Source organism: Legionella nigrisilvae (assembly GCF_977063395.2).
In genome coordinates this window covers 224,439-249,111 of record NZ_CDRUGZ020000038.1, presented here as the reverse complement: position 1 = coordinate 249,111, position 24,673 = coordinate 224,439, and the positions used below count along the sequence as shown (strand labels likewise).

The window sequence follows — 24,673 nt, the reverse complement described above, 5'->3', positions numbered from 1 at the left end:
TCAATACCGAGAAGAACGGATACGGATTGATACAACACCTGCCTAAGAGGATAGGACTAAGTCTTAATATCTCTATCGCAAGGAAGCAGGGCGGGGTATATCCTCCTCTTCTTCATCTAATAATATTTCTTCGAAGGGAAAATCTTTTTTATTGGCTAATTCTTCATGGATTGTTACAGCCAATTCTGGAGATAATAATTTCTCATAATGGGTTATGACATATTCAGTCTCTAACTTGGTTAGTGAATTTCTGTAATCCTTATCTTCCATAATGAATTCTAATAAACGGGGTTGGCATTCCCCAATACCTAAAATCCAATGAGGTAAAGATTTTGATTTTTGAGTTATCAAGATATTTTTGCAATATTCATTTTGTAAAATTGCAAGTCCCGTTTTTTCGTTTTCTATAATGCATTGAAGTAAGTAACAAAATATAACCGGCTCTGAACCGTTAAGAACTCTCGCTAATCGGTTCTCCAGAGTATATTTTCTTACGTTTTCCACGTTTTTAAAAAAAAGACTAAGATTGCGTTCTTCTTTAACGTTTAAATACGAGCAAATAATTTCTAAAATTTCATTGGGTAAATTAGAAAACATAATTATCGTCCTGGTTTAATTATTTGCATTCTGATCTATACTTTTACATAAGTCAATTAGCTGTATGAGATCTTTATGTACACAAAAGAAAACAAACCCACAATCGGGACTCTTTTTAAGGCAAATCGGCTCATTGCAAAAACGGTAAATCGAATAACTGTAGAGCCTGATCATGTAAGTTTAACAGATTGGGCTACCGAGGCTAAATTATTTATCAGTAAACAAGGTAATTGTCTATCTTCAACAACACTACTTGTTTACCAAAAGTATGTACCGACCTATTCATATGATGGACGGCGTTATGGGGTTTTAATTAATGCAGACGAAGCCTATGTATATGATGTTAATTCAAAGGATGCTAATACCACTAGGACCGATAAATTAAAAAAACGAGAAGACAGAAAAGACATTAAACTACAGAGCATTTCCGAAGAAACTATAAAACTAAAGCTTAAAACACTAGATGAGCTAGCTAAAGAAATTCAAGACAAAAACGGTGGTTTTGAAATGAATGAAGTATTGCTTGATGCAACAAAAGATTCATTAGTGGGTTTATTTGTGCGTGCTGTAGACTTCTCGGCAACGGATTTAAAAGATTTTTATCTGAGTTTACTGGAAATTATGCTTATTCAAAAATATCTCCATCAAGGATTCGATTTACCCTTACTTAAAATTTGTATTTTATATGAGCGCGAAGGTAAACTAGGAAATTTTCCGAGTCCCGAGGAATTATTTATACAGGCTAGAGAACATGGAATAAATAACCGTAAATACCCGGAATTGTTTAATAGGCTTTCCAGCGATTATGTTTTTTCTAGGTATAATCCGATAACGGTAAAGGATTATTTAGAACAATACGAACATCAAGAAGAGTTGGATAGAGTTCGGGACAAAGTTCTTAAAAGTTTAGTAGCAAGTTTTGAGCCCTTTGTTCCTCGTAAACTGGATGAAAATACTATTCTTGGAGAGTTGGTGGACTCGGTAGTAGGTATTCATCCGGACGTTATACAGGAAACTATAAATTCATGTCTTTTAGTTGCAAACGAAAATTCAACAAAGCCAAATTTGGTAGAAGAACAACAAACTCATCGGTTTTTCAAAAACACTCCTGAGACTGTATCATCAAGGATGGAAGATGATAAAAAACCCCCTAATTTAGATGCTAAACTTGAATTATAGAAAAGGTTTATCACTTTCCTCGTTATTTTAAATGGACTCCATCCGCCAGGGTGTCTCCCAAACAAAGTTGCAAAAAAACTATATAGAAGCTATTTCTTGAAAAAAATTGGCCGATGCCTTGATTTAAAGTACCCAGCATACTGGCTGAAATTGTAAAAAATTATATCTTTCAGTTCAAAATTTAAGTAATTACCATTTGAGTTTTTCATATATATGTTAATATCTCCTTCGCAAATCACTTGTATTTTATGGAGAGCATATGTTTTCACGTTTTTTTTCATCACCCTGGTCACCATTGGGTGGTTTATTTTCAGAAACCCGTCCTGAAACCCCAAAGGAAGAAAAAAAACCTAACTTCCAATATGAATTAAATAAGGACGAAAAGAGACAACTAGCACGTTCAGAGAGCAAACCCAAAGTTGTTGCTCTTTACGAGGAGAATGATGGGGCAGCGAATGCTGACTTAGCCATTCAACATTTTGAAAATGATGGCTTAGACGTTATTCGAGTTTCTTCAAATGATGGATTAAACCATCCTGCTTTTACAGATGGATCTATTAATGGTATTTATTTACCTGGTGGTTCAGATATTCCCGTTCATAGCGATGATGATCCACGTAAGCAGTTTGAAGGTCAGCTGACGCAACTTGCACGCACTAAAGATATTCCTCTCATTGGAGTATGTCGAGGCCAACAAGCTCTTGGTCATCATAATGGTTTGGAGGTTGATGATTTGCCAGACTATGAACAGCATTATTCAGGTGCGGATAATTCGAATTATCCTGATTCGAATAATACAGTTGTGGTCAAACAAGGAAGTCAATTATTTGCTGCATTACAAAATGAATTTAAGGAAAAGAGAGATAATGAGCCCATGGAATACCCAGTCAAATGCATTCATCATCAACATCTACGCGATAATGCAAATAATCATGATGTGGATATTACAGGCCGCAATAAATTTGATGGTACGGTCGAAAGCGTTGAAATAAAAACTGGAAAGTATTATTCATTTGGGGTACAACATCACCCCGAAGTACTTATAAGTTCTTATGAGAATAAAAGAAAAGAACGCATTCTTCAGGTAGAAGAAGAAGCGAATGAAGATCGCTTAAAATCGCTTTTCTTTGATCCTGAGGCTTCCTTTGATACCGAAATGAAATATGTTCAGAAACTAAGAGAAGCTAAAACAAAATCAGTAGAAGAAAGAGCCGCTAGAGCTGAAATGGGCTTTTTTACCAATCAAGCTAAAAAACACTTTCTAGAACAAGCGCCTAAACCAAAAGAAAAACAGCCCAGAGACGACTCAGGCTTACTTTATAGTTTCATGATCTAATTTTCTTTGATACTACAGGCCTCTTATAGCCAAGGAAGGCAAAGAGGTAAGTCACTCTGGATTAAAAACCCCATAATTTATTCGGTTTAATTAAAAGAATTCATACCTAATACACTAACTCGGTTATTGCCTCGTCGACTTTTTTTCCAAATTTTTTTTCTTTTCACTAACTTAGCTAAGAACAAGGTTGGTTGTTGGATTCCTGCGTAAAGCAATAAATTCGAAGCCTACAAAAATTGCATCAAAATACCTGCCCTAATAATAATTACTTAATAATTTAAGAGTACAATTTGTATATTAGATGACCATATATGGTTTGTGGTCTAAGTTAGTGAGGTAGTTATTATGTTTCAGAGATTGAGAGAATTTGTTTACGGGAGTCCCGTTCAAAATACTAACGAAGAAAGACCAAAATTTGAATACGCTTTAAGTAAAGAGGAAAAAGCACAATTAAAGCAGTCGGAAGAAAAGCCTAAAATTGTTGCGCTTTATGATAAGGAAGGAGGTACAACCTATTGCGACCTTACAATTGATTATTTACACAGTAAAGGATTTGATGTTATTCCGGTAACCCCCCAGGAAGGATTAACTCATCCAGCGTTCACGGGTAAGGTGAATGGGATCTATTTACCCGGTGGGCCTAATGTCCCGGTACATGATGATAGTGATCCACGTAAGAAGCTGGAAGGGGACCTTACGGAATTGGCCCAGAGTAAAGATATTCCTCTTTTAGGTATATGCCGTGGACAACAGACAGTCGCACATTTCCATCGCTTTCAAGTGACAGACATCCCGGAAGATGCCGATCAACATCAAATTCATTATGAGCATTTTGATGCGGTTTATAAAGAAACAAAAGACCCTACTTACAATAGCAGGGTAGTGGTTCATGAAGGAAGCCAACTTAATAATGCATTACGTTATAAACTAAACCAAAAAGAGGGTGATATCGAATACAATGTTACTTGCTTGCATCATCAGCATGTTCAAGAGGATCCCCAAAATACCTCACTTCACGTAACTGGACGGGGTAAATTTGACCGAATGGTGGAAAGTGTTGAGAAAAGGACTGGAAGATTTTATACCATCGGCTTCCAACATCATCCTGAAGCAGTCCTAAGTTCATGTGCGGAAGCAAGGGAACAAAAAATTAGCGAGCTAAAGGAAAAATACTATGATGAACAAATTGGTGTAAATCACTTTTCGGATCCAGACTTGGGCTACCATGTACTACGCCAACATGAGAAAAGATTAAGAGAAGTAACTCGTGCAAAACCTCGAGATCTACAAGCAGCAAAAGGGGAACTGGGCTTTTTTTCATCTCAAGTGAAAAAACACTATCTTACTGACGCTCCAAAAGTAGATACAAAAGCTAAAGACGATGATTATTATGCTTATTTCTGTTCCTAGGATCACTCTCCTGTACCAAGGATGGTCAGCAGAGAGCTTCTTTTAAAAACCCTCCTTTTATATTACACCGTTGCATAGGGATTATTGTTAAACTGACAGTTATGGTGGAATATAAATTCAACTTCTAATCTATTCTACTTTTTGTAATCGAATGCCATTGGCCTCAATATTAATCAAACCTCGTTTATAAAGTTGGCCTATGGCACTTTTAAAATTTTTTTTACTTTCCGAAAACATCTGTTGAATTTCTGCAGGCGAGCTTTTGTCATGTAATGCTAAAAAACCCTGGGACTGTTCGAGCTTAGATAAAATACGTTGCGCCAAGTCATTGATGCTACTTTGACCTATTTGTCGTAAAGTAATATCAATTTTGCCATCTTCGCGCATCTTTTTGATATACCCTTTTATTTTTTTTCCATATGTTAAAGTTTGAAAAATATCGCCCGTATGAATTAATCCCCAATGGCTGTTGTTAATGATTACTTTTCGGCCTAACGGGGTACTTTCTGCAATAAGCAGGCTCACTTCATCACCTGGGTTAAAGTGAGCTGGAGTTTTATCCAAAAAATAGTCGATTTTTGAGCTTGCAATGATGCGTCCCTGATTATCTTGCTTTAAATAAACCAGATAAAATTTCCCCTTTTCCATAGGGCGGTGTTGCTCGGAGTGGGGCACCAATAAATCTTTCTCTAATCCCCAATCAAGAAAAGCTCCCACAGGGTTTACATCGATCACTTTTAAAAAAGCAAAGCTACCTAGGGTGGCAAGAGGACGCATTGTTGTCGCAATAATTTTGTCCTCTGAATCAAAATAGACAAATACATCCACTACATCACCAACTAACGCGCCTTTAGGGACCGATTTATTGGGTAATAAAATTTCTCCCCACTCCCCACCCTGAAGATATACTCCAAATGGAGCTTCTCGTACCATTTTCAATCGATTAAACTGCCCAACTTTTATCATCATCAACTCGTTTTTTCATCTATGAGTCAAAGCTTAACACAGAATGGAATTATTATTGATTAATCATGCAGGGTTTTATTCGTGTAAATAATTCTCGGGTGTCTTATAACTAAAAAAGTATCTTTTGCGGACCCTGGATGGATCATTTTTATTGATTTTAAGGCCGTAAACATAGGTTGCAAATTGATTCATAAAAGAAAATAATCAGTTCCTTATCACTTATTATTGTCGAGTATTATGAAACCAGCAAAAACTTTAACTTCCTTACTGCAAGTGGCTGTTTTATCCTTCTTGATAATTAAAGGGGCCATTGCAGGCGATGTTCATGTTATTGGCTCCATAAAACATTCCATACAGCTGCCTACCGAATCTTCGTCCGCGCACCGCGGGTTAAATCAGCCAAAAGTCATCCAATTGCTTAAAGTCGAGCTGTCTCAGGATGCTCAAACGCTACTAGAGGGACGAATTAAAAATATTGTCAAAAATCCTTCTCAGGTCTCACCTTCATTGCAAAATAATGAAACTCCTAAAAGGGTTCAATTGGCTATGAACGAGGTTCCTGTTTTAGACCAGGGACCTCATGGAACATGCATCACATTTGCCATAACGGGTGCTCTCGATGCGGTTATAGGTCATGGAGATTATATTAGCCAACTTTGTCATTTACAGCTCGGAAATTATCTGGAAGATCATGGTTATGCTCTAAGTGGTTGGGATGGAAATTATCCTATTTCGGTAATAAATCAGATTGAACAGTATGGAATTGTAAATAAAGACAAACAAACAACAATAGGGTGTGGTGGATTGACTGAATATCCCCTTCATTCTAATAAGAAACCGGATTCTTTTATAGAACCCGAAGAATATAGCACAATGAGTGAATTGATCTTCGGCAAACAGGTTAACTGGTCCAATATATATTGGAGAATTAGTTCTACCTGGACCTTAAATGAAGTAAAAAAGGCGCTTATCTCCGGTGACCGATCGGTTTTTGCGGTTATGATACCGCGCCTTGATATAGGAGTTGTGGGTGCTGTTGGAAATTATAAAAGCAACAATGACACCTGGTTAATTACCTCAGATGTAATGATTGGCTTGCCAAGCGTACAAGCTGCACATGGGATGATCATTACAGGGTACGATGATGATGCAGTTGCTGTTGATAATTACGGCCAGAAACACAAGGGATTATTAACTTTACGCAATTCCTGGGGGAGTAACCTGGGAAATAAGGGGGAGTTTTATATGTCCTATGATTATTTTAAATTACTGACCTTTGATGTAAGACGGTTTTCCCCAAATTAAAACCAACAATCCCAGGATATCCTGAGTTGGTAGGCTGCTTGCTCGCTGGAGTTTTTTGGCCAAAGAAAAGTCAGCATAATGAGATGATTAACCTGCGTGTTCCAGCAACAGCTACAACCTGTATTTAGGCTTGAAATTTACTTTTATGATAGATTCTGTTGCGAAAAGTACCAATTTGGTAGTAATGACCTATAATTTTAATGTCCTTTAAATAATTAGGAGATAGGGAAATGAAGAAGTGTTCAATACTTTTAGGGCTGACACTAATAAGTTCATGTGTTTTTGCAATGGATCAATCAAATATGGGACAGATGAATATGAGTGAAAATCAATGTCCTAAAGGTAAGAAACAAACTGCAGCACTCGAAAAAGAATACTTGCAAATGATGGTTACCCATCATCAACAAGGGATACAAATAATGGAGCTGGCAATAAAGAAATCTCAAAATCCCAAAATTGTGGCTATTACAAAGAAAATGCTCGCACGTCAAAATAATGAGGTTACTAAGATGAAAGGATTACTTAGTAAATTACCTGCGACTTCTGATGCCAATTATCAAATTCCTGGAATGAAGCCTATGGAAATGAAGTCGTTTGATAACCTTTCAGGTAAGGAGTTCGATGATATGTATATCAGTGAAATGAGCGATCATTTTAAAGGAGGAATGCAAATGACGGCGTTCTTACTCAAATGTAGCCATAATCCTCAGATGAGAGAAATTCTGAAATCCATCCATAACAAACAAACTGATCTACAGAAATTAGAACAACTGAAATAGCAAAAAAACCTTACATTGAAGCCATTCTTGCTGATGAGAATGGCTATAAAATTTTCCAGATCCTAAATCAAGTTTGACAATCAATTTATTATTTCAATACAATGCAACAAATATCATTATTTGAGCAATTTGTTAATATGAGCGGCAAAGGTTTGCATTATTGGCGACAAGCTTGGAAAGATGCAGGATTTCTAGAAGATTATAAGAATGCTGATTATTTGTTAAAGCGTTACGCACGACAATCATTTACTTCGTACGGTAAAGAGGTCGCTGATTTTTATTTTGGGGAATCAAGAAGTATTTTTGTGCCCAGTATTAATTCTAAAAGTACTCGTTCAACTCCTGATAGAAAAAGTATGTCCAGTGTGATCCAAGATTTACAGATGATTCTTCATGGGCGGTCAATTTATGAAAAGGGTGATTTGCACAATATACTTATAGTCTTCGGAGAAAACACGAATGAGGACTATACACGCTCTTTTAATATTGTTAAAAAACCTTCTTTTCTCAATTTTATTTTTCTTGAATGGTTCTTTTCATTTTTGCAGAAGTGCTTTGGGAACGATCAACGTCACGAAAAAGAAAGTACCTACGCTCTGAACAATTAAGACTGTTGATTTTTTGGCTTTTGTTTGCTCCTCTATAACTTATAGTAAAATATAAAACTTGCCTACTTTTACGGTAGGCAAGCAAATTAAGATAAATGACGATTTGCATATACTTCCATTGCTGCAGTCAAAAACTCAACTAAATCAGGATGATACTTATTAAAGAAGTCACGAAAATCCGGGTGGTCCAAATAAATTTGTCCAAGCCCTATGTAAGATTCTTTTGTTGGGGTCCAACAATTATTCACCCAATCATAATGCTGTTGTATAAGGTCCTGAACCTTTTTTGAGTCTATTTTAAGGCCTTGTCTTATTGCATCAGCAAGTGCACGATTTAATTGCTCCCCGGATGCTTTAAATGCCTCCCAATCGGGCTTTTTCCAATGAGAAACTTTTTTCCAACTGTCATCAATTTGTTGCTCTGAAAGTACCCCAGCTTCAACTAGATATTTTTCATGTTCTTGTTGCTGGATGGGATCAAAACCTTCAAACATTTCTTCAATATTCATTTTATATTGTCCTCTTAAATGGGAAATGGTTTTATCAATCGTCTGTATGAGTGTTTGTGTTCGCTCAACATGAGATTGCAAAGAAGATTTTTGTTGTTGTAATGATTTTATTTTGTCGAAATCATTACAGCTCAAAATTTTCTTAATGTGATTAAGAGGAAACTCAAGTTCACGAAAAAACAGAATTTGCTGGAGTAAAAGTACCTGCTCTTCCTTATAATAACGATATTGATTATCGCCATAAAATGCAGGCTTCAATAAACCAATTTCATCATAAAAGCGTAAAGTTCGGGTGCTGATACCTGAAAGCTTAGCTAATTGTTTAATTGTATACCTCATATCGTATTCCTCTTAAGCCACAAGAGACACAATAAGGGTTAACGTTGCGGCAAGGTCAAGCAGTATCATCTATTTTATAAATTCTTGAATTTTCAGCAACTAAACGGTTTTCTAGAAACACACCACTCGCGCCAGGCTTTAATTTTATTGTTCATAAATTAATTTGTCTGCTATATTTGCGCTTTTTATGTGCAAATGTAAAGCTTTTGTCAATTTTATGTTCTAACTAATTCATTTTTAATTCCAATATATGAGTTGTTTAACGAATAAAATCCAAATAAATAAGAGAGTCATATATGAAAGTTATATCTGTTACAGGGATAAACCTTACTTTAACCAAATGGATAGTTAGTGAATCCAAATCTCCCTTAGATGAGGAGGATAATCTGTGCCTTTTTGAATGCAGTTCGTCAGAAGAAGCTCAGAAGATGATGGAAAATATTAAATTAGCATTCACGACTGATTATTCTATGGATGTGGATCTAGGGGAACACCCCCCTGCATTTCTCGATTACTATCTAGAAACCCATAGAAATTATGTCATTGCTTCAACGAATTTTTTAGAAAGGTATTTTGACGGAAAAGTTGAAGAAGTACCCAAAGAGAACCAATCTGAAAATAAATCATTCTTTATATACGCGTCAAATATGGGTGATGGTGATAACTCACATATCCGTATGATTATCGTAAATAACAACCAAAACTCACTAACAATTAAACCTATTTTAGCTGAACCAATGACAGAGGATCTCATTGATTTTTCGGAGGAATATTTAGGCGCTACTTCATATACTAAAAGGAATAAGACGAGTGCTCAAGTAAAAGAAGCATATAATTTTAATGGACTCTTTTCACCAAGTGATAATTTTAGTGTACTTTGGCTACCTGCCAAGTCTCATCATGGACGCCCAATGTTTACAGCCTATGGATGTTCAAGTCATAAAATTGCGAAAATGCTGGAAACAAAAATTAAAGAGGATGAAAAAAAGAAACAAAAGGCAACTCCGCTGGTGACTAATAGTGAACATATTACTCTAGTGTGTGAGGGACCTATTTTAATTGCTTCCAGAGACTATTTAGAACAAATTTATGGTACGCCAATACAGGTGTCATTAGTCAATGATTTAACCAAGCAAGGTCTTGCTGATAAACAGTCTAAACAACGAACCCTTGTTGTAGACAAAATGTATCTTGCATGGGATGAAAAAGTAAAATTAAGGAATCAGCCTAATCTTTTAAAGTTACAAGGAAGGACCACTCAAAGGTTTTTCCCACCCCAATTTGCTCCAACGGGAACCCATCTAAAGCCTATATATGTATCTCCATTTAATAGTAAAAACACCGTGGTTCCAATGCCTGATCCGCTAATTTATCCTAATATTTGTATAGAGGGTAAGACTATTGTTCCTAAACCTGATGCTCTACCTCTTCCTTTTATGTCTACTCAGCAAAAGTCGGGTACGAACCAGGAGGCCACGAAACTGACTGCTCCACGTGCTCAATCCATGTTCCATGATTCTAATTCCAATGAGCCTATTAAAACGTTTACTGAAGAAGAGTATTTGAGTTTCTTCAATTAATTAAAGCGTAGCCTGGTTGCAGAGCAACCAGGTGCGTTTGCAAATGCAGAAACCCTAATCTACTTTTTCACCAGTTGGTTTTCCACTAATTTTTGCTGGAGTTAGATTATTAGTAATACGAAAGACTGCTTTATCTACGCGTCGCTGAAGCATGATTTCAACCATTACGGTTTCGTTGGGATGGATGATTTGGTTCATATCCGCAAGCGAGGAATGAAAATCAAGGACTTTATAATAGGCAAGGGCTTGGGCACTTGACTCTGGGTAGGCCCTAATCCGGAATCCAAGATTACCTTGCATTTGGGGTGTATTAATCCCGGCTTCCATAATATCGTAGTCAAGAAAATAGGTCAGTTTTCCTCGATTATTTAGGTTTCTCTGTCGATCTACGAAGAACCCTTGAGGAAGCGCCTGTTCGCTATATTTTGGTCCAGCAGTTAAAAAAAGATCATAATCGGCAAGATGATTGCCTCGGTCATCAATAAGTCGAAAAACAATCATAGAGTAGCGATTGGTGATGTACTCACGCTTAAAGATAAGTGTGCTCACCATTTCGATGTGCTCATTATTCTGAGTTTCTTTAGTAAGTTTATCGAGCTCTATTGCTATTGCATTATAGGCAGCGGTATTTTTTACTTGCAGACAACGCATGACCCATATTGCTGTGGGGTGGGTTGCTGCATTAGCCAGAGTAACACTTCGAATGATTCCCATATTTTTTCCGGAATGCGCAAGCCGAGGCAGAACCCCAAATGCCATTGGTTTTGAGCGTATCATTTTGGAGACAACAAGATTTTCCCCATTATTTCCCTCCTGATGTAATTTCAACAAGCTATAATTCATATTTGTAGCCGCTACGCGTACTATCCCATCAGAGCCAGCTTCTCCCGTGTAGGAGTTTAGTGCATCATAAAGTTGTCGATCAATTTTCTGGCCCGTAAGTACAAAGGAATAGATTCCATGAGCAGTGCATTCATAATCAAGCCAACTTTCATTGAGTTGCCAGCTCATATCGCTTCCGAGCTCAAGCCAGTCAAGGACTTGCTGTCCTGGTTCAACACCTTCAAAAAAACTCTTAATGCGGCCTAAACGGGATTTACCAAGTTGGGCAAGGGCAGATCCGTGGTTGGAGGGGGCGAGCATGATAAGATGGCTTAATGGGCATTTTTCAAGATTATTCTTAAAATACAAATCCATCCATTTCCGAACAATTGGCCCACCAGTTGAATGAGTGATACACGCAAAACGTTCTCCATCGCCAAGCTTATCCGCAATTTCATCACGTAAGGCTTGATCAAATGCACGTGCTATATCGTCAACCGTTATTGAATCGTCAAAACTGATATAACGGCCGAGATAAATATTGCCCACTCGAATATTCAGTGTTTGATTCTTGCTCTGACTTTCAAGCCATTGAGGGAGTTCCCCATAACTATCGGTATTCGTGGCACTCCAACCATGGACGAAAATAACGATCATAACGCTCCTTAACTTAGTAGCTCACAACAGGCATTGCTGAGGACCTCGATGATATTAAATTATTTTAAACACGATCCTCAAGCATTTTTGGTCTTAGCATTTAAAGGCTAAGTTTGAATAGACTATGGGGAGAAGAATGAGATTGAGTCATGACCCTCCCTGCTAACTCAATTATTTTTGCAATAAGTTGATTGATATGTTTTGATAAAAAACGGGGCATAACCGAAGATACTTTTTGATTTTGATAGATGTCTTTTAGTTCATAATTCTTAAATCTCTTGTTAAATTACTAAAAAAAATCTGAAAATACCCAAGTATACGCAGATGTTTAGGGTGTAACCTGGTTGCTTGCAACGAGGTTACGTTCTTAACATATGTCATTAATCTTATTGAGGGTAAGTGATATTGGTTGACTCTAGAGGGGGACTTGTTATTGGACTATCTGGGTGGGTAAACATCCTAAGTGGGCATAAAGCGTTTGATTCGTTAACATCCACCCCATTTTGTTTTAACAGAGCAATCACTGGGTTTTTTTCAAACAGTAATTTTTTCGCAGTTTCGGAGCCATGTTTCGATGCTTCCTTTAAATAGAACAAAGCTTTTTCCGGATTAAATTCAACGAGGCCTATGACCTCTTTTCTTGCATTTGCATAAATTTCTGCCAGTAGAAATGCAGGGCGTTTTGAAAGTCCGGCGGATTCATCTCTAATGGAAAGGGTTAACGCATGTTCGAGTAATTTGATAGCCACCTTAGATTTAATCAAATCACATTCAAGCACGTTTTGTTCTTCAATGATATTCAAGGCTGCATAGGATAAACCTTCAGCATAGGGCATGTCATCAAGAGGTATATACACGAGCTTTTTCAAGGTATTCACATCGTTCATTGATAAATTTAACTCTTCTTGCAACTTCTCAATAACTGGATCAATCATCACTTTACTCTTTTCAAACTGAGCAAGTCTTTGTTCTACTCCTTTGATCATCTTGTTGACGTGACAAATATAATGGGAGGAAGGGAATAAGCCATTGAGCGGTTTATATCTTCTTAAAAAAACAAGATCCGCTAGGTTTTCTATTTCATAAGGCAGGTGCTGAAAGTTATATTCTTTATTCACTTCATCTAGATGTTCATTTTTATACTTAATAAGCTTACTCAACGCCAGATTTAATAACTCACCACGATTTAAAGCTGTAATTTCAATATGACTTTGCATAGAGTCCTCTGGTATTTTTAGTATAGAAAATACAGGTAACTACCCATATCTATCGAAGACTTATTTTATTTTGAGGTCAGATATTAATCAATTAAAATGTTAAATAAATATGCAAATACTCAGGTTTGAAATCAAATTTTTGGAGGATACAAAGGTGCTTGCTTGCCCCGTACATGCTTTGCTTATTGCACCTCTCGCTTATATATTTTATTTCAATTACTTTAAGGATTAGCTACTTCATAGATGTAGCGTTCGTACCGAAGATAAGTTTCTCTAAAAGCTAGGGGTAAAATGTTCTGGATTACCTCCTTTTTCATCTTCTCAATATTTTGATGGCCATCCCATTCCCAAGTGATTGAAAAATATCCATTCCATGTATAGCACCAGCCTGCTGATTCTTGTTCGCAATCATTCTTCCACTGAATATCACGTAAAAATTGATAGGGCTCTAACGCTTTACGAACACTGCCAGGGATGATGTGAGATTGATTTACCATATGGATGTGGTTACGCTCATAAACGAGCTGAACTTCCTCTCGAAAAGCAAAACGATCGCCAAAAAGTGATTGTTCTACTTCAAGCAGGAAGGTGTCCTTTGCGAGAGGCTGAGAGGGCGGGTCTTGGGTTACGGTGAGTTTCACCGTTCCGCTTTTATAAAAATCTTCCACAAGTTCTTGAACGATGTAGGCTGTGGGATAGTAATTTTGATAGGAAGCATGCCCACAAGCAGGAAGCGCAAAATGGAAACGATAAAGAGTTCCTTCATTACTAATTTGTATGTTTGCAGCGTTAGGAACGCGAATGTCTTTGCACTCAGGAATGCGAACTTCTTTAGGAGATTGTGCGGCATGAACAGCATGTGCTTCAAAAAAGCAGAGACTTATCATTAAAAAAAGAAAGCTCATCTTAAATGCAGTGATGGATTTCATATGGACTCCTGAATTAAAGATGAAAAATAGTAAGGTTACCTAGTGGATGCATGAAAAGCAATAGCGATTTACCTTACAAATTATTTGTCTCCAAAACCCATAATTAAGTTATGATGTGATGATAATACCCTTATTACTCATTCTTAGGTTATTAAACAAGGTATTCCCTATGTCTTATAACTGGACCCACACAAAAAAGGTGCTTCGATGAAGATTACGGAGATTCATATTGCGCAATTAACAATTCCCTTAATTCGCCCCTTTATTACTGCCGTAAGACGTACCGAATGTGTTGAAGATGTAGTGGTAATGATAAAAACAGATTGTGGCCATTGGGGCTATGGTTCCGCCGCGTCAACCCCAGCAATTACTGGCGACAGTACCGAATCGATTATCACTGCTATTAAAACCATCCTCGGCCCCCAGTTAATTGGGCGAAGTATTGCTGAATTAAATTTATTACTCCAATTGAATAATCAATCCATAGCCGGCAATACTTCTGCGAAAGCTGCCATGGATATTGCATTGCATGATTTATTTGCCCAACATAGAGGTTTACCCCTTTATAAATTATTGGGTGGTACTACGAATAGCATTAGCTCGTGTATTACAATAAGCGTTAAAGAGATTGACGCTATGGTGCAGGATGCGCTTGAGCTCGTTCAGCAAGGGCATCAAACTATAAAAATTAAATTAGGAGTAAATCCAATTGAAGACATTGAACGCGTCCGTGCAATTCGCCAAGCGGTAGGTCATACAATCACGTTACTTGTCGATGCCAATCAGGGCTGGTCTTATGAAGATGCGTTAATGGTTATTAATTCTTTAAAACAACAACATTTGAATATCCCCTTGGTCGAACAACCTATTCATGCTCAAGATCTCGCGCACTTAAAGGCGATTAGTGAACAGGTTGATTGTCTTATCATTGCCGACGAGGCATGTTTTTCTCCTGAAGATACGCTGAATCTTGCAAAAATTAATGCCTGTGATGGTGTCAATATTAAGTTGATGAAATCAGGGGGCCTTGAGAATGCGCAATCAATTTATAATATTGCTAAAACAGCACACATGAACATCATGGTCGGTTGTATGCTGGAATCACCCATTGGCATCGCTGCGATAGCGAGTTTTGCTCTAAGTAAGCCGGATATCCTCTATGCGGACCTAGATCCTATTTATTTAATTCGTGACAACTATGTACTTGGCGGAGCGCAACGCCTTGGCAGTAAGATTATTTTGTCAGACAAGCCGGGTTTGGGGATTGAAGGAATTACTCAAGGATTAAATCAGATTGGGATGATCCAATAATGTTATTTTACATTCAGCTGGCCAGTTTAAGCATTATTGTTCTTTATGCGGTACTGTTATTTCGCAATGTCGATGCTTTAATAGCGACTGCAATTTGTGTCGGACTGGGTTATTTGTGGAATCTAAGTAGCCCCATCGACATTGGAAATTCTATGGCGAATGCTTTAGGCTCCTTCATGGCCTTAGTGGGTTTTATTATCATGTTAGGTCATGGATTGGGCGAGATCTTAACGCATACCCAGGTCAGTCATACTTTGGTGCATCAAATTGTGTATGGAATTGGAATTAATACCCAACGACGCGCTAAAATTGGCATTGTGCTTTCTTCTTTTATTATTGTAGGTTTGCTGGGCACTTTAGCGGGCGGATTGGCAATTTTAGCACCCAGCTTACGTCCGATTGCTGGGTCTGTAGGACTATCGCGACCGAGTTTGGCGGTATTAATGCAGGCTTCAGCGGAGGAAGCTTTAATTCTTGGCCCTTTTGCCCCCCCAGTCGTGGCTTTATTAGGCGTTACAGGACTAAATTACCAGACGGTCCTGCTTTATGCATCTCTTCCGGTGGCCCTGGTTACTTTAATTACGACCTGGGTTATGGCGAATCGATTACAACAAAAGTATGCGCATGAATCTTGCGAAGATGAGGACACTTCAGAGCCATTTGTGCCCAGTAAACAACAAAAGCGCACTACCCTACTGTTTTTGATTTCGTTTATGGCTTGCCTGATTTATGGCCTATTTTCGCATGCGAAAACTTCTTATGTTATTTTTGTTATGTTATTTCTAGGGCTTAGTACAGGATTGGTGAGCAAATTAGGCTTAAATCAAATTTTTAGGTTATTCGTTGAGGGAATGCGTAAAAGTTTACACCTTTTCTTTTTATTTATTTTATTCGATCCTTTTATGGTTTTAATTCATCAAGCAGGAGGATTTAGTGCTTTAACCGAACTATTAACTCCTTTAATTAATGTAGGGGGTAAGCCGATATTATCGATGTTAATTGGCTTTACCGGTGCATTTGGCATGCCTGGGGCCGCGGAAGCAACGATTAAAATGTTGCATCAGCTCTTTTATCCAAGTGTGCTGCAAATGCAATTGCCCATGATCGCATTCGCTTTATGCATGATCTTTGCTACCCGTGTTACAAATTATGCTTATCCGGGGGCGAATATGTTTGCTGCGATGGGTTTTGCTGGAAGCGAAAATGTCAAAGCAATGATACAAAATGGATTAACCGTTACTGCAGCACAAGTTTTATTTCTGATTGTATATAGTTTATTTCTATAATTTGAGTCAGTCTATTATGCTGAAGCAACGGCATTGAATGAACAATTTAAGACCGTTGCTCATCTTACTCTATAAAATATAAATTTAGGGGGTTAAAGGGTCCATCGCATGTTCTCCTGGTTGCGATGAGGAGGCATCATAGTCATAAATACCTCTTTCTTTTAAAGCGGTTGAAGCTACCCTGGTCAACATAGCCATAGCGGATACGGGTAGTAAAATAAGATCGATTAAGGCCTGGCAAAAAAGTTGAACTATATTATTGGTTGCTTCAAAAGCCCATGAGGATATTTGCTTCGAACCCATCGCTTTACCAGCAGTCTCTACCCCAAATAATACCGCAACCCCCCCCAACACTATCAAAGGAATTTCTAATGCTCGCATAGGATCAAAAATAATCAAACCAAGGAAAGCAGCAGAAATGAATGTATGACGAGCACAATAAATATATTCTGTGGTCGACTCATAAGGCTTAAAAAACATTTGTCCCCATGTAAAGGGAGTCTTTGGTACCAGCGTATCTGATAATAGATGATTCTCGATAGCTTTTTGTGAACCAGTCAAATAGCCTATAGAAATTTTTTTTAACACGTTCTTTCCTAATTATTCAATGTGGTGGCCTTTTACATTATTTTTCAGCTCTTATCAAGAAATTTTGGTGGCAGAACCCAGATTTAGCGGGGGGTAAATAAATTGCAGTAATTAGTAAATATATCCACACAATTTTGGCATTGAAACATTGGAAATGAGTATCGACTCTCTGATTGCTGCTAAAGAGCGCAATCAGAGAATATAATTATTGATTCGTTTGAGGAGGGGTTGTAGTTTGATTACCTGATTTAATATCAGAATTTAAGATCACACTCTCAAAATTTTGGTTCGCTCCTACAACCAGTAATCCATTATTAAGCTTATAAAAATAAACGCAATCTTCCTTTCCATTGAACCAGTGTTCCCAAGTCATGCAAACGCTGCCGTCTTCTTTTACAAGCCAGGTTCCTTTATCGTTTTGGGGAGCTCCCTCGGTTGGTTTCGCAAATCCTCCCATCATCTTACCGTCTTTACCATAGTAGCCGGTAAAACTATTGGCGAGTAATTTATCATTTAGGGTAGCAGCTGATATTGTGGTGATCGTTTTATCAGTAATGGCTTCCGTCACTTCCGCTTTACTCATAGAGGAAATAGATGCAGCGAAACTTAGTGAGGAAGTTGTCAAAAGAGCAGCAACTATAGGTAGAGTTTTCATAATTATTCATTCCTTGAAAATTTAATATTTATATAACTAACACAAGAATAGCAGAAATTAAAGAAAGAGTATTTCTATTTCAGGATGCTTTGAACGTTGCATGGTAAAAAGGGTGGATCACACCCCTGGGGTATCCTCCCTTCTTTTAGGCACCATGTCATTGCTTATAATGTTCTCCCGCGGATGCAGGAACTAATTCCTTATGGTGTCTTTGAGATAGATTCTCGGCTAAGCCTTGTTGCGTAGGGAGATTGCTATCAGAATGTAAGTCCAACCACTGATGATCATATCAATCGCAATAAACAACCCGATGACCCATAATCCACTCATTGGCCAGTGCAATAGAATCATAATACCGAGTATTAAGGAGCATATTCCTGCAAATAAGATCCAACCCCAGCCATGCGTATTTCGTAAGGATATGGACATGCTAATGCGAACAATACCAATAACAATAAGCGTCCATGCCAATAACGCTGTTATGATGGTCGATGCTAATAAAGGATCATATAAAACAATAACGGCGCCAATTATGTAGAGTATTGCTACGAGAATTTGCCAAACCGTACCTTTCCATTCTTTATGTTTAAACGCATCAGCAAAGTGCGATAATCCTGAAATCAAAAGTAAGGCGGCAAAAAAATACATGCTGACTATGGTTAAAAAGATGTCCATTCCCAAGCCAATCATCCCAAAAATCAAGAGTAAAATTCCAAAACCTAAAAACCATCCCCTATGGCGTTGGATGATTTTTGTATCGGGATGAAGCGTATCAATATTCGTATGTTCCATATCAGTTCCTTTTGATGATGTACTTTAAATATAGCTTATTATTGAAATGAATATAAATCAGTTGCCTACTGTTTAACTGTTAATTATCTAAACCTAAAGCCTTTTCTATAGTGGGACGGATAGACAATAAACTATAGCGGTTTTTCTTTTTATCTTCAGCATCGCGGGCCAATTGTCCGTTCATCACAAAGGCCCATATTTTCTTAGATTCGGGATATTCCGGGCCATGATGTACCCAATTGCTCCCATCCCCGCGACCATGATCCGTAGTTATTATGACCAGGGTTTGTTTGTCTATCCCCTTATTTTTTAAATAGCTCAAAATTTCATCGAGTACCCCATCATAATAGGACAATATCTTGTAATAGGCTGTTCTATCATTGACGTGGGCCGCCTCATCGGCATCATTTAATGAGATCCATAAGAAGCGAGGTTGAAAGGTAATAAAATAATGCCATGCTTGGGCAAACGTGTAACGATCATAACGATCGTTGCCTTTAGGGTGATCCTCAAGTTGTTTTTGGTTCAATTCCTTCATTACTTGATCTGGTTTTAAATGGTTAGGATCATAGACTGATTCATTTCCATTATTATTGAATGTTGTCCCTGGAATATGCTCTACAGCATAGGCAATCTCAGGCCAAGAGGAAAAGATTGCCACATCCTTTTTAGGTAGATGCAATTGCTGAATAATAACTTCTGGCAAAGTTTCAACTTTAATTCTACCGCACTTATTATCTGCGCAGGGTTGTACCGCCCCGGCCATTTGACTTTGATATGAAGGAAGACTTATCGGTACTGAAGCGGTGTACATAGGCTTATTGCCCCTAGGGTTTCCATAAAAAATAACTTTGTTCGCATGCATTTGCCAAAATTTTGGCAAATGCTGCTGATTTTGATAAATATCTTGCCAACGAACACCGTCCAAAGTGATATAAATAACCTGATTTATTTTCGTAGCAATAGGAGACACTTTGTCTCCGAAAGCTAGAGTGCAAAACAAGAATCCTAAAATTACCATCATCCGCTGAGTGAACATAAAGACTCCAAAATTGCAAAGAGAAATCGGTTCTATCCTGATTTCAAATCACAAGAATTTATCAGGAATATTTTATTAAGTATTTATTAATTCAGGAAAACGCAAATTGGTAAAGAATTTTTATTTATAGTTCAGGTAAATCGAAAAAAGGTCATTAGTCACTCGAATAAAGAGCTCATACAAAAACTAAGTCCGGCCTTTCTTGGAATAACCTCCTAATTCGTATTGGGATTCATTTTGATTTCTATCTCTTTTCTGAGGATTAAAAAAGGGCTCATAGAACATTCGAGCTGATTCTGGATAAATTGTTTTATAATTTCCCCTTGCAAGAATGGTGGTCCAATTGGATAACTTTTGAATTTTATAATCCATGTCTTGAGCAGCGCGATAGGGATCGCGTTCATTTATTTTTTTAAAACATGCTATAGAAAAAACGATATTATTTTGTAATTCACTAAGAAAATATTTTTTGAAGGGGGGATCGAGTTCACCTGCTTTATTGAACTTTATGATTGAATCATGCAATCTTTTTGCATGATTCAGCAAACTATCCATTAATTTACCATATGTAATGACTTCTTCGAATTCATCGCATGATTGAAAAACGGTACTGGCTTGAGTCATATAAAATTTTTTTAACCACTCCGCTAAGGTGCCAGTAGGAAGCTCTATTATTTGTAGCTCATTACAAAAATTGCAGACTTTTGATGCCTGTGCATAATGTTTTTGATATTTATATGCTTTGAGACCGTCTCTAATTTTGGGTAAATTTATTTTAATATCCGCCATATTGTGGCGGTAATGATCTAGCCTTGCATGCAAATTATCTATATCTTTTTTACAGTTCAATTCAATAATGGATACAAATTTACCTAATGTTGGGAATAACTTTTCTTGTTCTTCTACGGTTAACTTTAAAGAATGGATCTCGCTAACAAGCAGACAAAATTGAGTCTCCAATGTTAAATAATCTATGTAAGTCTCTAGAGTATTGCATAAATCATGAATAGTATTTGGCGTTATTTGTTGAGGAAAATTACCAGAGAGAATATCCATTAACCCCATGCGAATAAAACTTTGTTTTGGACTTTCATACATTTTATAAATTCGACAAAGCGCGTCGAATTTATCGATCGCCGATTCTACGAGATGGAAATAACTCCGCATTTCAGGATGATTTTGTTCTAATTTATTTTTAGTTGTATATAACTGATGTAGTTCTTTTAAAAACTTGAAATCATTAGGTTGAGGGTAGCTCTGCGATTTATTGTGAAGATTGGAATAAAAAATGATTAATTGATTTTTATTTGAACTGGATAAACGGTTCCACCAATTAATTAAAATGGCTTTTTCTGAGGCCGTATCATAGCGTAGTTGATAAGCTTCTGGCTGGACTTCTGTTTTTCCAATGACATACGGGTGTGCAAGTTGTAATAAAAGCGTGTAGAACTCCTCTTCACTTTTACCCCGTGCTTGTTTGAATAATGTATGGGCAAGAATGCCTTCAATGCTAATGATTTCCGCAAAATCAGCCCAATTCCCACCAAGAAGAACTTCAAAAGCAGAGCGAACTTTTAAGGATCCTAATTCTACCTCTACCCCATCGGTATAAAAAATTTGTGGAATTTCCGATTGATAACAAGGCAGTTCCCAAACGGTTCCCTCCGTCGCGATTAAATGGGTCTGTTCTCCATCATGGGTCAATCCACTCGTTCCCCCAGTTAATTGAATAACTTCTGCAATTTCGGAGTCTAAAAAAAGAAAGTGAATATATTTGTAATTGGTACTATATTCCAGGGTCGAGTCTAATCCTAGCCCTTTTTTGTATTCAAAAGTACTCAAATAACCTGAATCGACATATCCAGTTATATTGCTAGGGAGCAGATTTAAATGCATAGCCGGAGTTGCATTATATTTCTCCACTGTCTTAGGAAGTATGCAGGGTGAATTATCCGTTCTTAAAAATAACTTACGTGAAGATGGTTTAGAATTTAGTTCAAATTTGTTATCCACAAAAGCCTCTACAAACTAAACTTTGATTATAATGATTTGATTTATTTCAATCAATATGGCGTCTTATTTGCCATATTTCTTTAACAAAGATTGGATCAAAACCATACCTGCGTTTCTCTTATTCCAGATTTTTTGAAACTAGCCATGACTATGTTGATAGTTGTATTTGTATAAGCGCGCTATGTATTAGATGAACTTAAGTTCTATAATTTGATGATAACTTCCGAAAAGAAGTAGATATGAACGCTCTCTATAAACAGCTGATTCGATCTTCAGTTTTAGGAATGCTTGTGTTTCTGGCGCTTCTTTTTATTCCTGCAGGTACCCTAAACTATTGGCAAGGTTGGGTTTATCTGGTGGTAATTATTAGTGCATCTGCTGCCTACAGTATATATCTTGCAATACATGATCCTGCTCTCCTTAAGCGGCGTACTGAAGTCGGGATAGCCTATGAAAAGGAACCTATTCAGAAAATAATTATCTTTTTTCTCTATATTGCCTGCCTGGTACTGATCCTGCTACCGCCGCTCGATGTACGTAATGGATGGTCATTAGTGCCGTGGTATGTTTCCATTCTCGGTGACCTGTTCGTGATGTTCTCATTCTACATGTTCTATCTGGTTTCAAAAGTGAACACCTATGCTGCTGCCAATATTCGTGTGGAAAAAGGACAGAAAGTAATTACCACAGGCCTATACGGATTGGTTCGTCATCCGATGTACTTTGGAGCCCTATTTCTTTTTATTGGTACGCCGCTTGCACTCGGTTCATTGTGGACCTTGCTTTTGCTTCCCATTTTCATATTCCTTTTAGTTGCTCGTATCTTAAATGAGGAAAAAATACTCGTCCATGATTTACCCGGATATACGGACTATCAAAAAAAAGTCACAACTCGGCTTATACCGTTCATATGGTAATAGTGGAGGAATGCTTAGCCGGTATGGATGTCTGGTTGCTAGCAATCAGGTATTACGTACTATAATTTTAATTTGAGGAGTTAAGATTATGGAAGCTGATTTATTTGATAATTATCAAGATATTCTCTCCCGTTATGGGTATGATGAGAATGATTTCGACTTAATTGAGCAAGATGAAACGGATTACACCCAAAATCCTTATCTTATACTTGGCAAAGTAAGTATTAGGTGCAAAGCCACAGATATAACCAAAACGTACAATACGGGTTATGCAACCATATGGCCAACTGATTTTGAAGAGGATTTAAGAAATGGGTATTTCAAAGATACCTTCAAAGCTTGAATTATTGCGAAACTTGGATTGAACCTGGTTGCGAACAACCAGGCTACGTTGGAGTTTAAAGAAAAGTTTTCTGAGTCTTATCCACGTTTCGGAAGGGCTATATATAATGAGCCTGGATGATTTAGCTGATTTGCTTCCACACCCGCCTGGTCTCCCTCTCCCGTATAAACATCCACATGAGCCCCCATAATAGCGCCCCCAGTGTCTTGGGCTACGCACCAAGATGTCGATTTTTTGCAATTGTAGATAAAACTCATACCAACAGGGATTACCTTGTGGTCTGTTGCACATGAAGCATGGGGGGTTAGAGAAATATTTTCTGAACCATAAGGGCCGCCATCTTCTTTAGTAAAAAATACATAGCTTTGATCTCGATTGCGCAAGTCGGCAGCTTTATCACGGTTAAGCGGGTTATCTAAATATTGGCGAATCAACTGTTCCGATGCTGCACTTTGTCTAATTTTTTTAGACACATTACAACGTAATTTTGCTTCATCATGACATTTAGGATCTTTAGCACACCGTTCCATTGTGTCCAGGTTCCCGCCGCAGGTCGGATCTTGCGCGCATTGGACTATGCGACCCAGCATAGTGCGTGGCCTGCCGTTGGCCCCATCGTAATTGATGTGGAATAATTTGCCATCAAGAATTAATGAACCAGAGCCTTCAAGCATTAAAAAAGCGGGATCATTTGGGTCTTTAACGTAGCCAAGTATATATTTGGGATTTAAAGCTCCGTGTTCAATCTCTTCTCGGTCGGGCACTACGGAGTATGTGCCATCTGCATTCTTCAGACAAAATCCACGTGCCATTTTAGTGAGTGGGTCAACCCCACAAAGAGGCGCTTTCAAATTATATTTTTTGCATTCCGAAGCTACATGCACCACACCAGGATTACTATACATAGGATATAAAAATGCACCGCCACGTTTGGTGCGTGCCTCAACAGGAGCTGGTGCATAATAAGCAGTAAATTGAAACTCACCCTTTTTAAATCCCGCATGATTTTCGGGCCAGCCATCGCTTTTATACCAGTCAAATTCGGTTTTGATGCTCGATAAATATTTTTTAAAATCGCCACGGGCGGATTTTGCAAGAGCGAGCATTTTCTCGTTGATATTATGACACCATTCTTGTCGTTTATATGTATGACCCGCGATGGTCATTGCTTGAAATTCACCTCGATGTTTCTTGCAGTTTTCAATCTGATTATTCAATGCTTTAATCACTTCGCCCATATTGCCGGCTGGATTATCTAACGGTAGCTCAGATGCTGAAATTTTATGAAATTTAAAGCGCAACACTCCGGGCTCTTTGGCGGCCATTTTCTGTCGTGTGGTGAAGTCGGCGAACCTTCTAACATCTAAGCAGCGCTGAATTGGATCATCAGGGAGGGCTGCTTGAGCGATGAGGCTAAATGTCATAAGTGCAAATATTAAAATGGATTGAAACATTGGTATCCTTTACCCAACCATGATGATGTAAGTAGGATTATA

At 37.7% G+C, this 24,673-nt stretch carries 23 protein-coding genes; 11 read left to right on the top strand and 12 right to left on the bottom strand.

What is annotated here, in order from left to right:
- Window positions 1-72: 72 nt before the first annotated feature.
- A complete protein-coding gene (locus ACWTE2_RS23395; RefSeq protein ID WP_454784631.1) occupies window positions 73-597 on the bottom strand; it encodes a hypothetical protein in 525 nt (174 codons plus the stop codon).
- A gap of 75 nt (window positions 598-672) precedes the next feature.
- Between ACWTE2_RS23395 and ACWTE2_RS23390 the strand changes: the two genes are divergently transcribed.
- The 3 genes from ACWTE2_RS23390 to ACWTE2_RS23380 all read left to right on the top strand — a co-directional run bounded on the left by ACWTE2_RS23390 (window position 673) and on the right by ACWTE2_RS23380 (window position 4,522).
- Window positions 673-1,776, top strand: a complete 1,104-nt coding sequence (locus tag ACWTE2_RS23390) for a hypothetical protein (protein ID WP_454784630.1) — start codon at window positions 673-675, stop codon at window positions 1,774-1,776.
- A gap of 259 nt (window positions 1,777-2,035) precedes the next feature.
- Entirely contained in the window at window positions 2,036-3,112 is a 1,077-nt protein-coding gene (locus ACWTE2_RS23385) for a gamma-glutamyl-gamma-aminobutyrate hydrolase family protein (protein WP_454784629.1), read from the top strand.
- A 345-nt stretch (window positions 3,113-3,457) separates the two neighbouring features.
- A complete protein-coding gene (locus tag ACWTE2_RS23380; protein WP_454784628.1) occupies window positions 3,458-4,522 on the top strand; it encodes a gamma-glutamyl-gamma-aminobutyrate hydrolase family protein in 1,065 nt (354 codons plus the stop codon).
- Between the two features lie 129 nt (window positions 4,523-4,651).
- Here ACWTE2_RS23380 and ACWTE2_RS23375 read toward each other — a convergent pair whose 3' ends face one another.
- Window positions 4,652-5,491: a CvfB family protein gene (locus ACWTE2_RS23375; RefSeq protein WP_454784627.1), complete on the bottom strand. Its 840-nt coding sequence runs from the start codon at window positions 5,489-5,491 to the stop codon at window positions 4,652-4,654.
- A gap of 234 nt (window positions 5,492-5,725) precedes the next feature.
- Between ACWTE2_RS23375 and ACWTE2_RS23370 the strand changes: the two genes are divergently transcribed.
- The 3 genes from ACWTE2_RS23370 (at window position 5,726) to ACWTE2_RS23360 (ending at window position 8,180) form a co-directional block, all read left to right on the top strand.
- Window positions 5,726-6,793 (top strand): C1 family peptidase, encoded by a 1,068-nt coding sequence (locus tag ACWTE2_RS23370; RefSeq protein ID WP_454784626.1) that lies wholly within the window; start codon window positions 5,726-5,728, stop codon window positions 6,791-6,793.
- Between the two features lie 230 nt (window positions 6,794-7,023).
- Window positions 7,024-7,572: a DUF305 domain-containing protein gene (locus tag ACWTE2_RS23365; RefSeq protein ID WP_454784625.1), complete on the top strand. Its 549-nt coding sequence runs from the start codon at window positions 7,024-7,026 to the stop codon at window positions 7,570-7,572.
- 137 nt (window positions 7,573-7,709) lie between these two features.
- Window positions 7,710-8,180 carry a hypothetical protein gene (locus ACWTE2_RS23360; protein ID WP_454784624.1) on the top strand — a complete coding sequence of 157 codons (471 nt, stop codon included), beginning with the start codon at window positions 7,710-7,712 and terminating at the stop codon, window positions 8,178-8,180.
- A gap of 86 nt (window positions 8,181-8,266) precedes the next feature.
- Here ACWTE2_RS23360 and ACWTE2_RS23355 read toward each other — a convergent pair whose 3' ends face one another.
- On the bottom strand, window positions 8,267-9,028 hold the full coding sequence (locus ACWTE2_RS23355; RefSeq protein ID WP_454784623.1) for a MerR family transcriptional regulator: 762 nt from the start codon (window positions 9,026-9,028) through the stop codon (window positions 8,267-8,269).
- A 296-nt stretch (window positions 9,029-9,324) separates the two neighbouring features.
- On the opposite strand from ACWTE2_RS23355, the gene ACWTE2_RS23350 reads away from it, so the two are divergent.
- The gene (locus ACWTE2_RS23350) at window positions 9,325-10,608 is read left to right on the top strand and encodes a hypothetical protein (protein WP_454784622.1); all 1,284 of its coding nucleotides are present in this window, start codon (window positions 9,325-9,327) and stop codon (window positions 10,606-10,608) included.
- 54 nt (window positions 10,609-10,662) lie between these two features.
- Here the strand turns inward: ACWTE2_RS23350 and plaB are convergent, their stop codons facing one another.
- From plaB to ACWTE2_RS23335, 3 genes are all read right to left on the bottom strand, one after another.
- Window positions 10,663-12,087, bottom strand: coding sequence for a phospholipase PlaB (gene plaB / locus ACWTE2_RS23345; RefSeq protein ID WP_454784621.1), 1,425 nt, complete (start codon window positions 12,085-12,087; stop codon window positions 10,663-10,665).
- Window positions 12,088-12,473: 386 nt separating this feature from the next.
- Window positions 12,474-13,304 (bottom strand): hypothetical protein, encoded by an 831-nt coding sequence (locus ACWTE2_RS23340; protein WP_454784620.1) that lies wholly within the window; start codon window positions 13,302-13,304, stop codon window positions 12,474-12,476.
- 221 nt (window positions 13,305-13,525) lie between these two features.
- Window positions 13,526-14,233: a hypothetical protein gene (locus tag ACWTE2_RS23335; RefSeq protein ID WP_454784619.1), complete on the bottom strand. Its 708-nt coding sequence runs from the start codon at window positions 14,231-14,233 to the stop codon at window positions 13,526-13,528.
- Between the two features lie 207 nt (window positions 14,234-14,440).
- Between ACWTE2_RS23335 and ACWTE2_RS23330 the strand changes: the two genes are divergently transcribed.
- Entirely contained in the window at window positions 14,441-15,544 is a 1,104-nt protein-coding gene (locus ACWTE2_RS23330; RefSeq protein ID WP_454784618.1) for a dipeptide epimerase, read from the top strand.
- A complete protein-coding gene (locus ACWTE2_RS23325) occupies window positions 15,544-16,830 on the top strand; it encodes a Na+/H+ antiporter NhaC family protein (RefSeq protein ID WP_454784617.1) in 1,287 nt (428 codons plus the stop codon). The genes ACWTE2_RS23330 and ACWTE2_RS23325 overlap by 1 nt, the downstream gene beginning before the upstream one ends.
- Before the next feature lie 84 nt (window positions 16,831-16,914).
- Here the strand turns inward: ACWTE2_RS23325 and ACWTE2_RS23320 are convergent, their stop codons facing one another.
- The 5 genes from ACWTE2_RS23320 to ACWTE2_RS23300 form a co-directional block, all read right to left on the bottom strand.
- A complete protein-coding gene (locus tag ACWTE2_RS23320; RefSeq protein ID WP_454784616.1) occupies window positions 16,915-17,418 on the bottom strand; it encodes a hypothetical protein in 504 nt (167 codons plus the stop codon).
- A gap of 205 nt (window positions 17,419-17,623) precedes the next feature.
- The gene (locus ACWTE2_RS23315; protein WP_454784615.1) at window positions 17,624-18,073 is read right to left on the bottom strand and encodes a hypothetical protein; all 450 of its coding nucleotides are present in this window, start codon (window positions 18,071-18,073) and stop codon (window positions 17,624-17,626) included.
- Window positions 18,074-18,301: 228 nt separating this feature from the next.
- Window positions 18,302-18,865: an HdeD family acid-resistance protein gene (locus tag ACWTE2_RS23310; RefSeq protein ID WP_454784614.1), complete on the bottom strand. Its 564-nt coding sequence runs from the start codon at window positions 18,863-18,865 to the stop codon at window positions 18,302-18,304.
- A gap of 79 nt (window positions 18,866-18,944) precedes the next feature.
- The gene (locus ACWTE2_RS23305) at window positions 18,945-19,904 is read right to left on the bottom strand and encodes an alkaline phosphatase family protein (RefSeq protein ID WP_454784613.1); all 960 of its coding nucleotides are present in this window, start codon (window positions 19,902-19,904) and stop codon (window positions 18,945-18,947) included.
- Between the two features lie 186 nt (window positions 19,905-20,090).
- Window positions 20,091-21,917: a hypothetical protein gene (locus tag ACWTE2_RS23300; protein WP_454784612.1), complete on the bottom strand. Its 1,827-nt coding sequence runs from the start codon at window positions 21,915-21,917 to the stop codon at window positions 20,091-20,093.
- A gap of 239 nt (window positions 21,918-22,156) precedes the next feature.
- Here ACWTE2_RS23300 and ACWTE2_RS23295 point away from each other — a divergent pair, with 239 nt between their 5' ends.
- Together ACWTE2_RS23295 and ACWTE2_RS23290 are read left to right on the top strand one after the other, a co-directional pair.
- Window positions 22,157-22,834 (top strand): methyltransferase, encoded by a 678-nt coding sequence (locus tag ACWTE2_RS23295; protein WP_454784611.1) that lies wholly within the window; start codon window positions 22,157-22,159, stop codon window positions 22,832-22,834.
- Between the two features lie 88 nt (window positions 22,835-22,922).
- A complete protein-coding gene (locus ACWTE2_RS23290) occupies window positions 22,923-23,177 on the top strand; it encodes a hypothetical protein (protein ID WP_182391856.1) in 255 nt (84 codons plus the stop codon).
- A 77-nt stretch (window positions 23,178-23,254) separates the two neighbouring features.
- On the opposite strand, the gene ACWTE2_RS23285 is transcribed toward ACWTE2_RS23290, so the two are convergent.
- On the bottom strand, window positions 23,255-24,631 hold the full coding sequence (locus tag ACWTE2_RS23285; RefSeq protein ID WP_454784610.1) for an MltA domain-containing protein: 1,377 nt from the start codon (window positions 24,629-24,631) through the stop codon (window positions 23,255-23,257).
- Window positions 24,632-24,673: the final 42 nt, after the last annotated feature.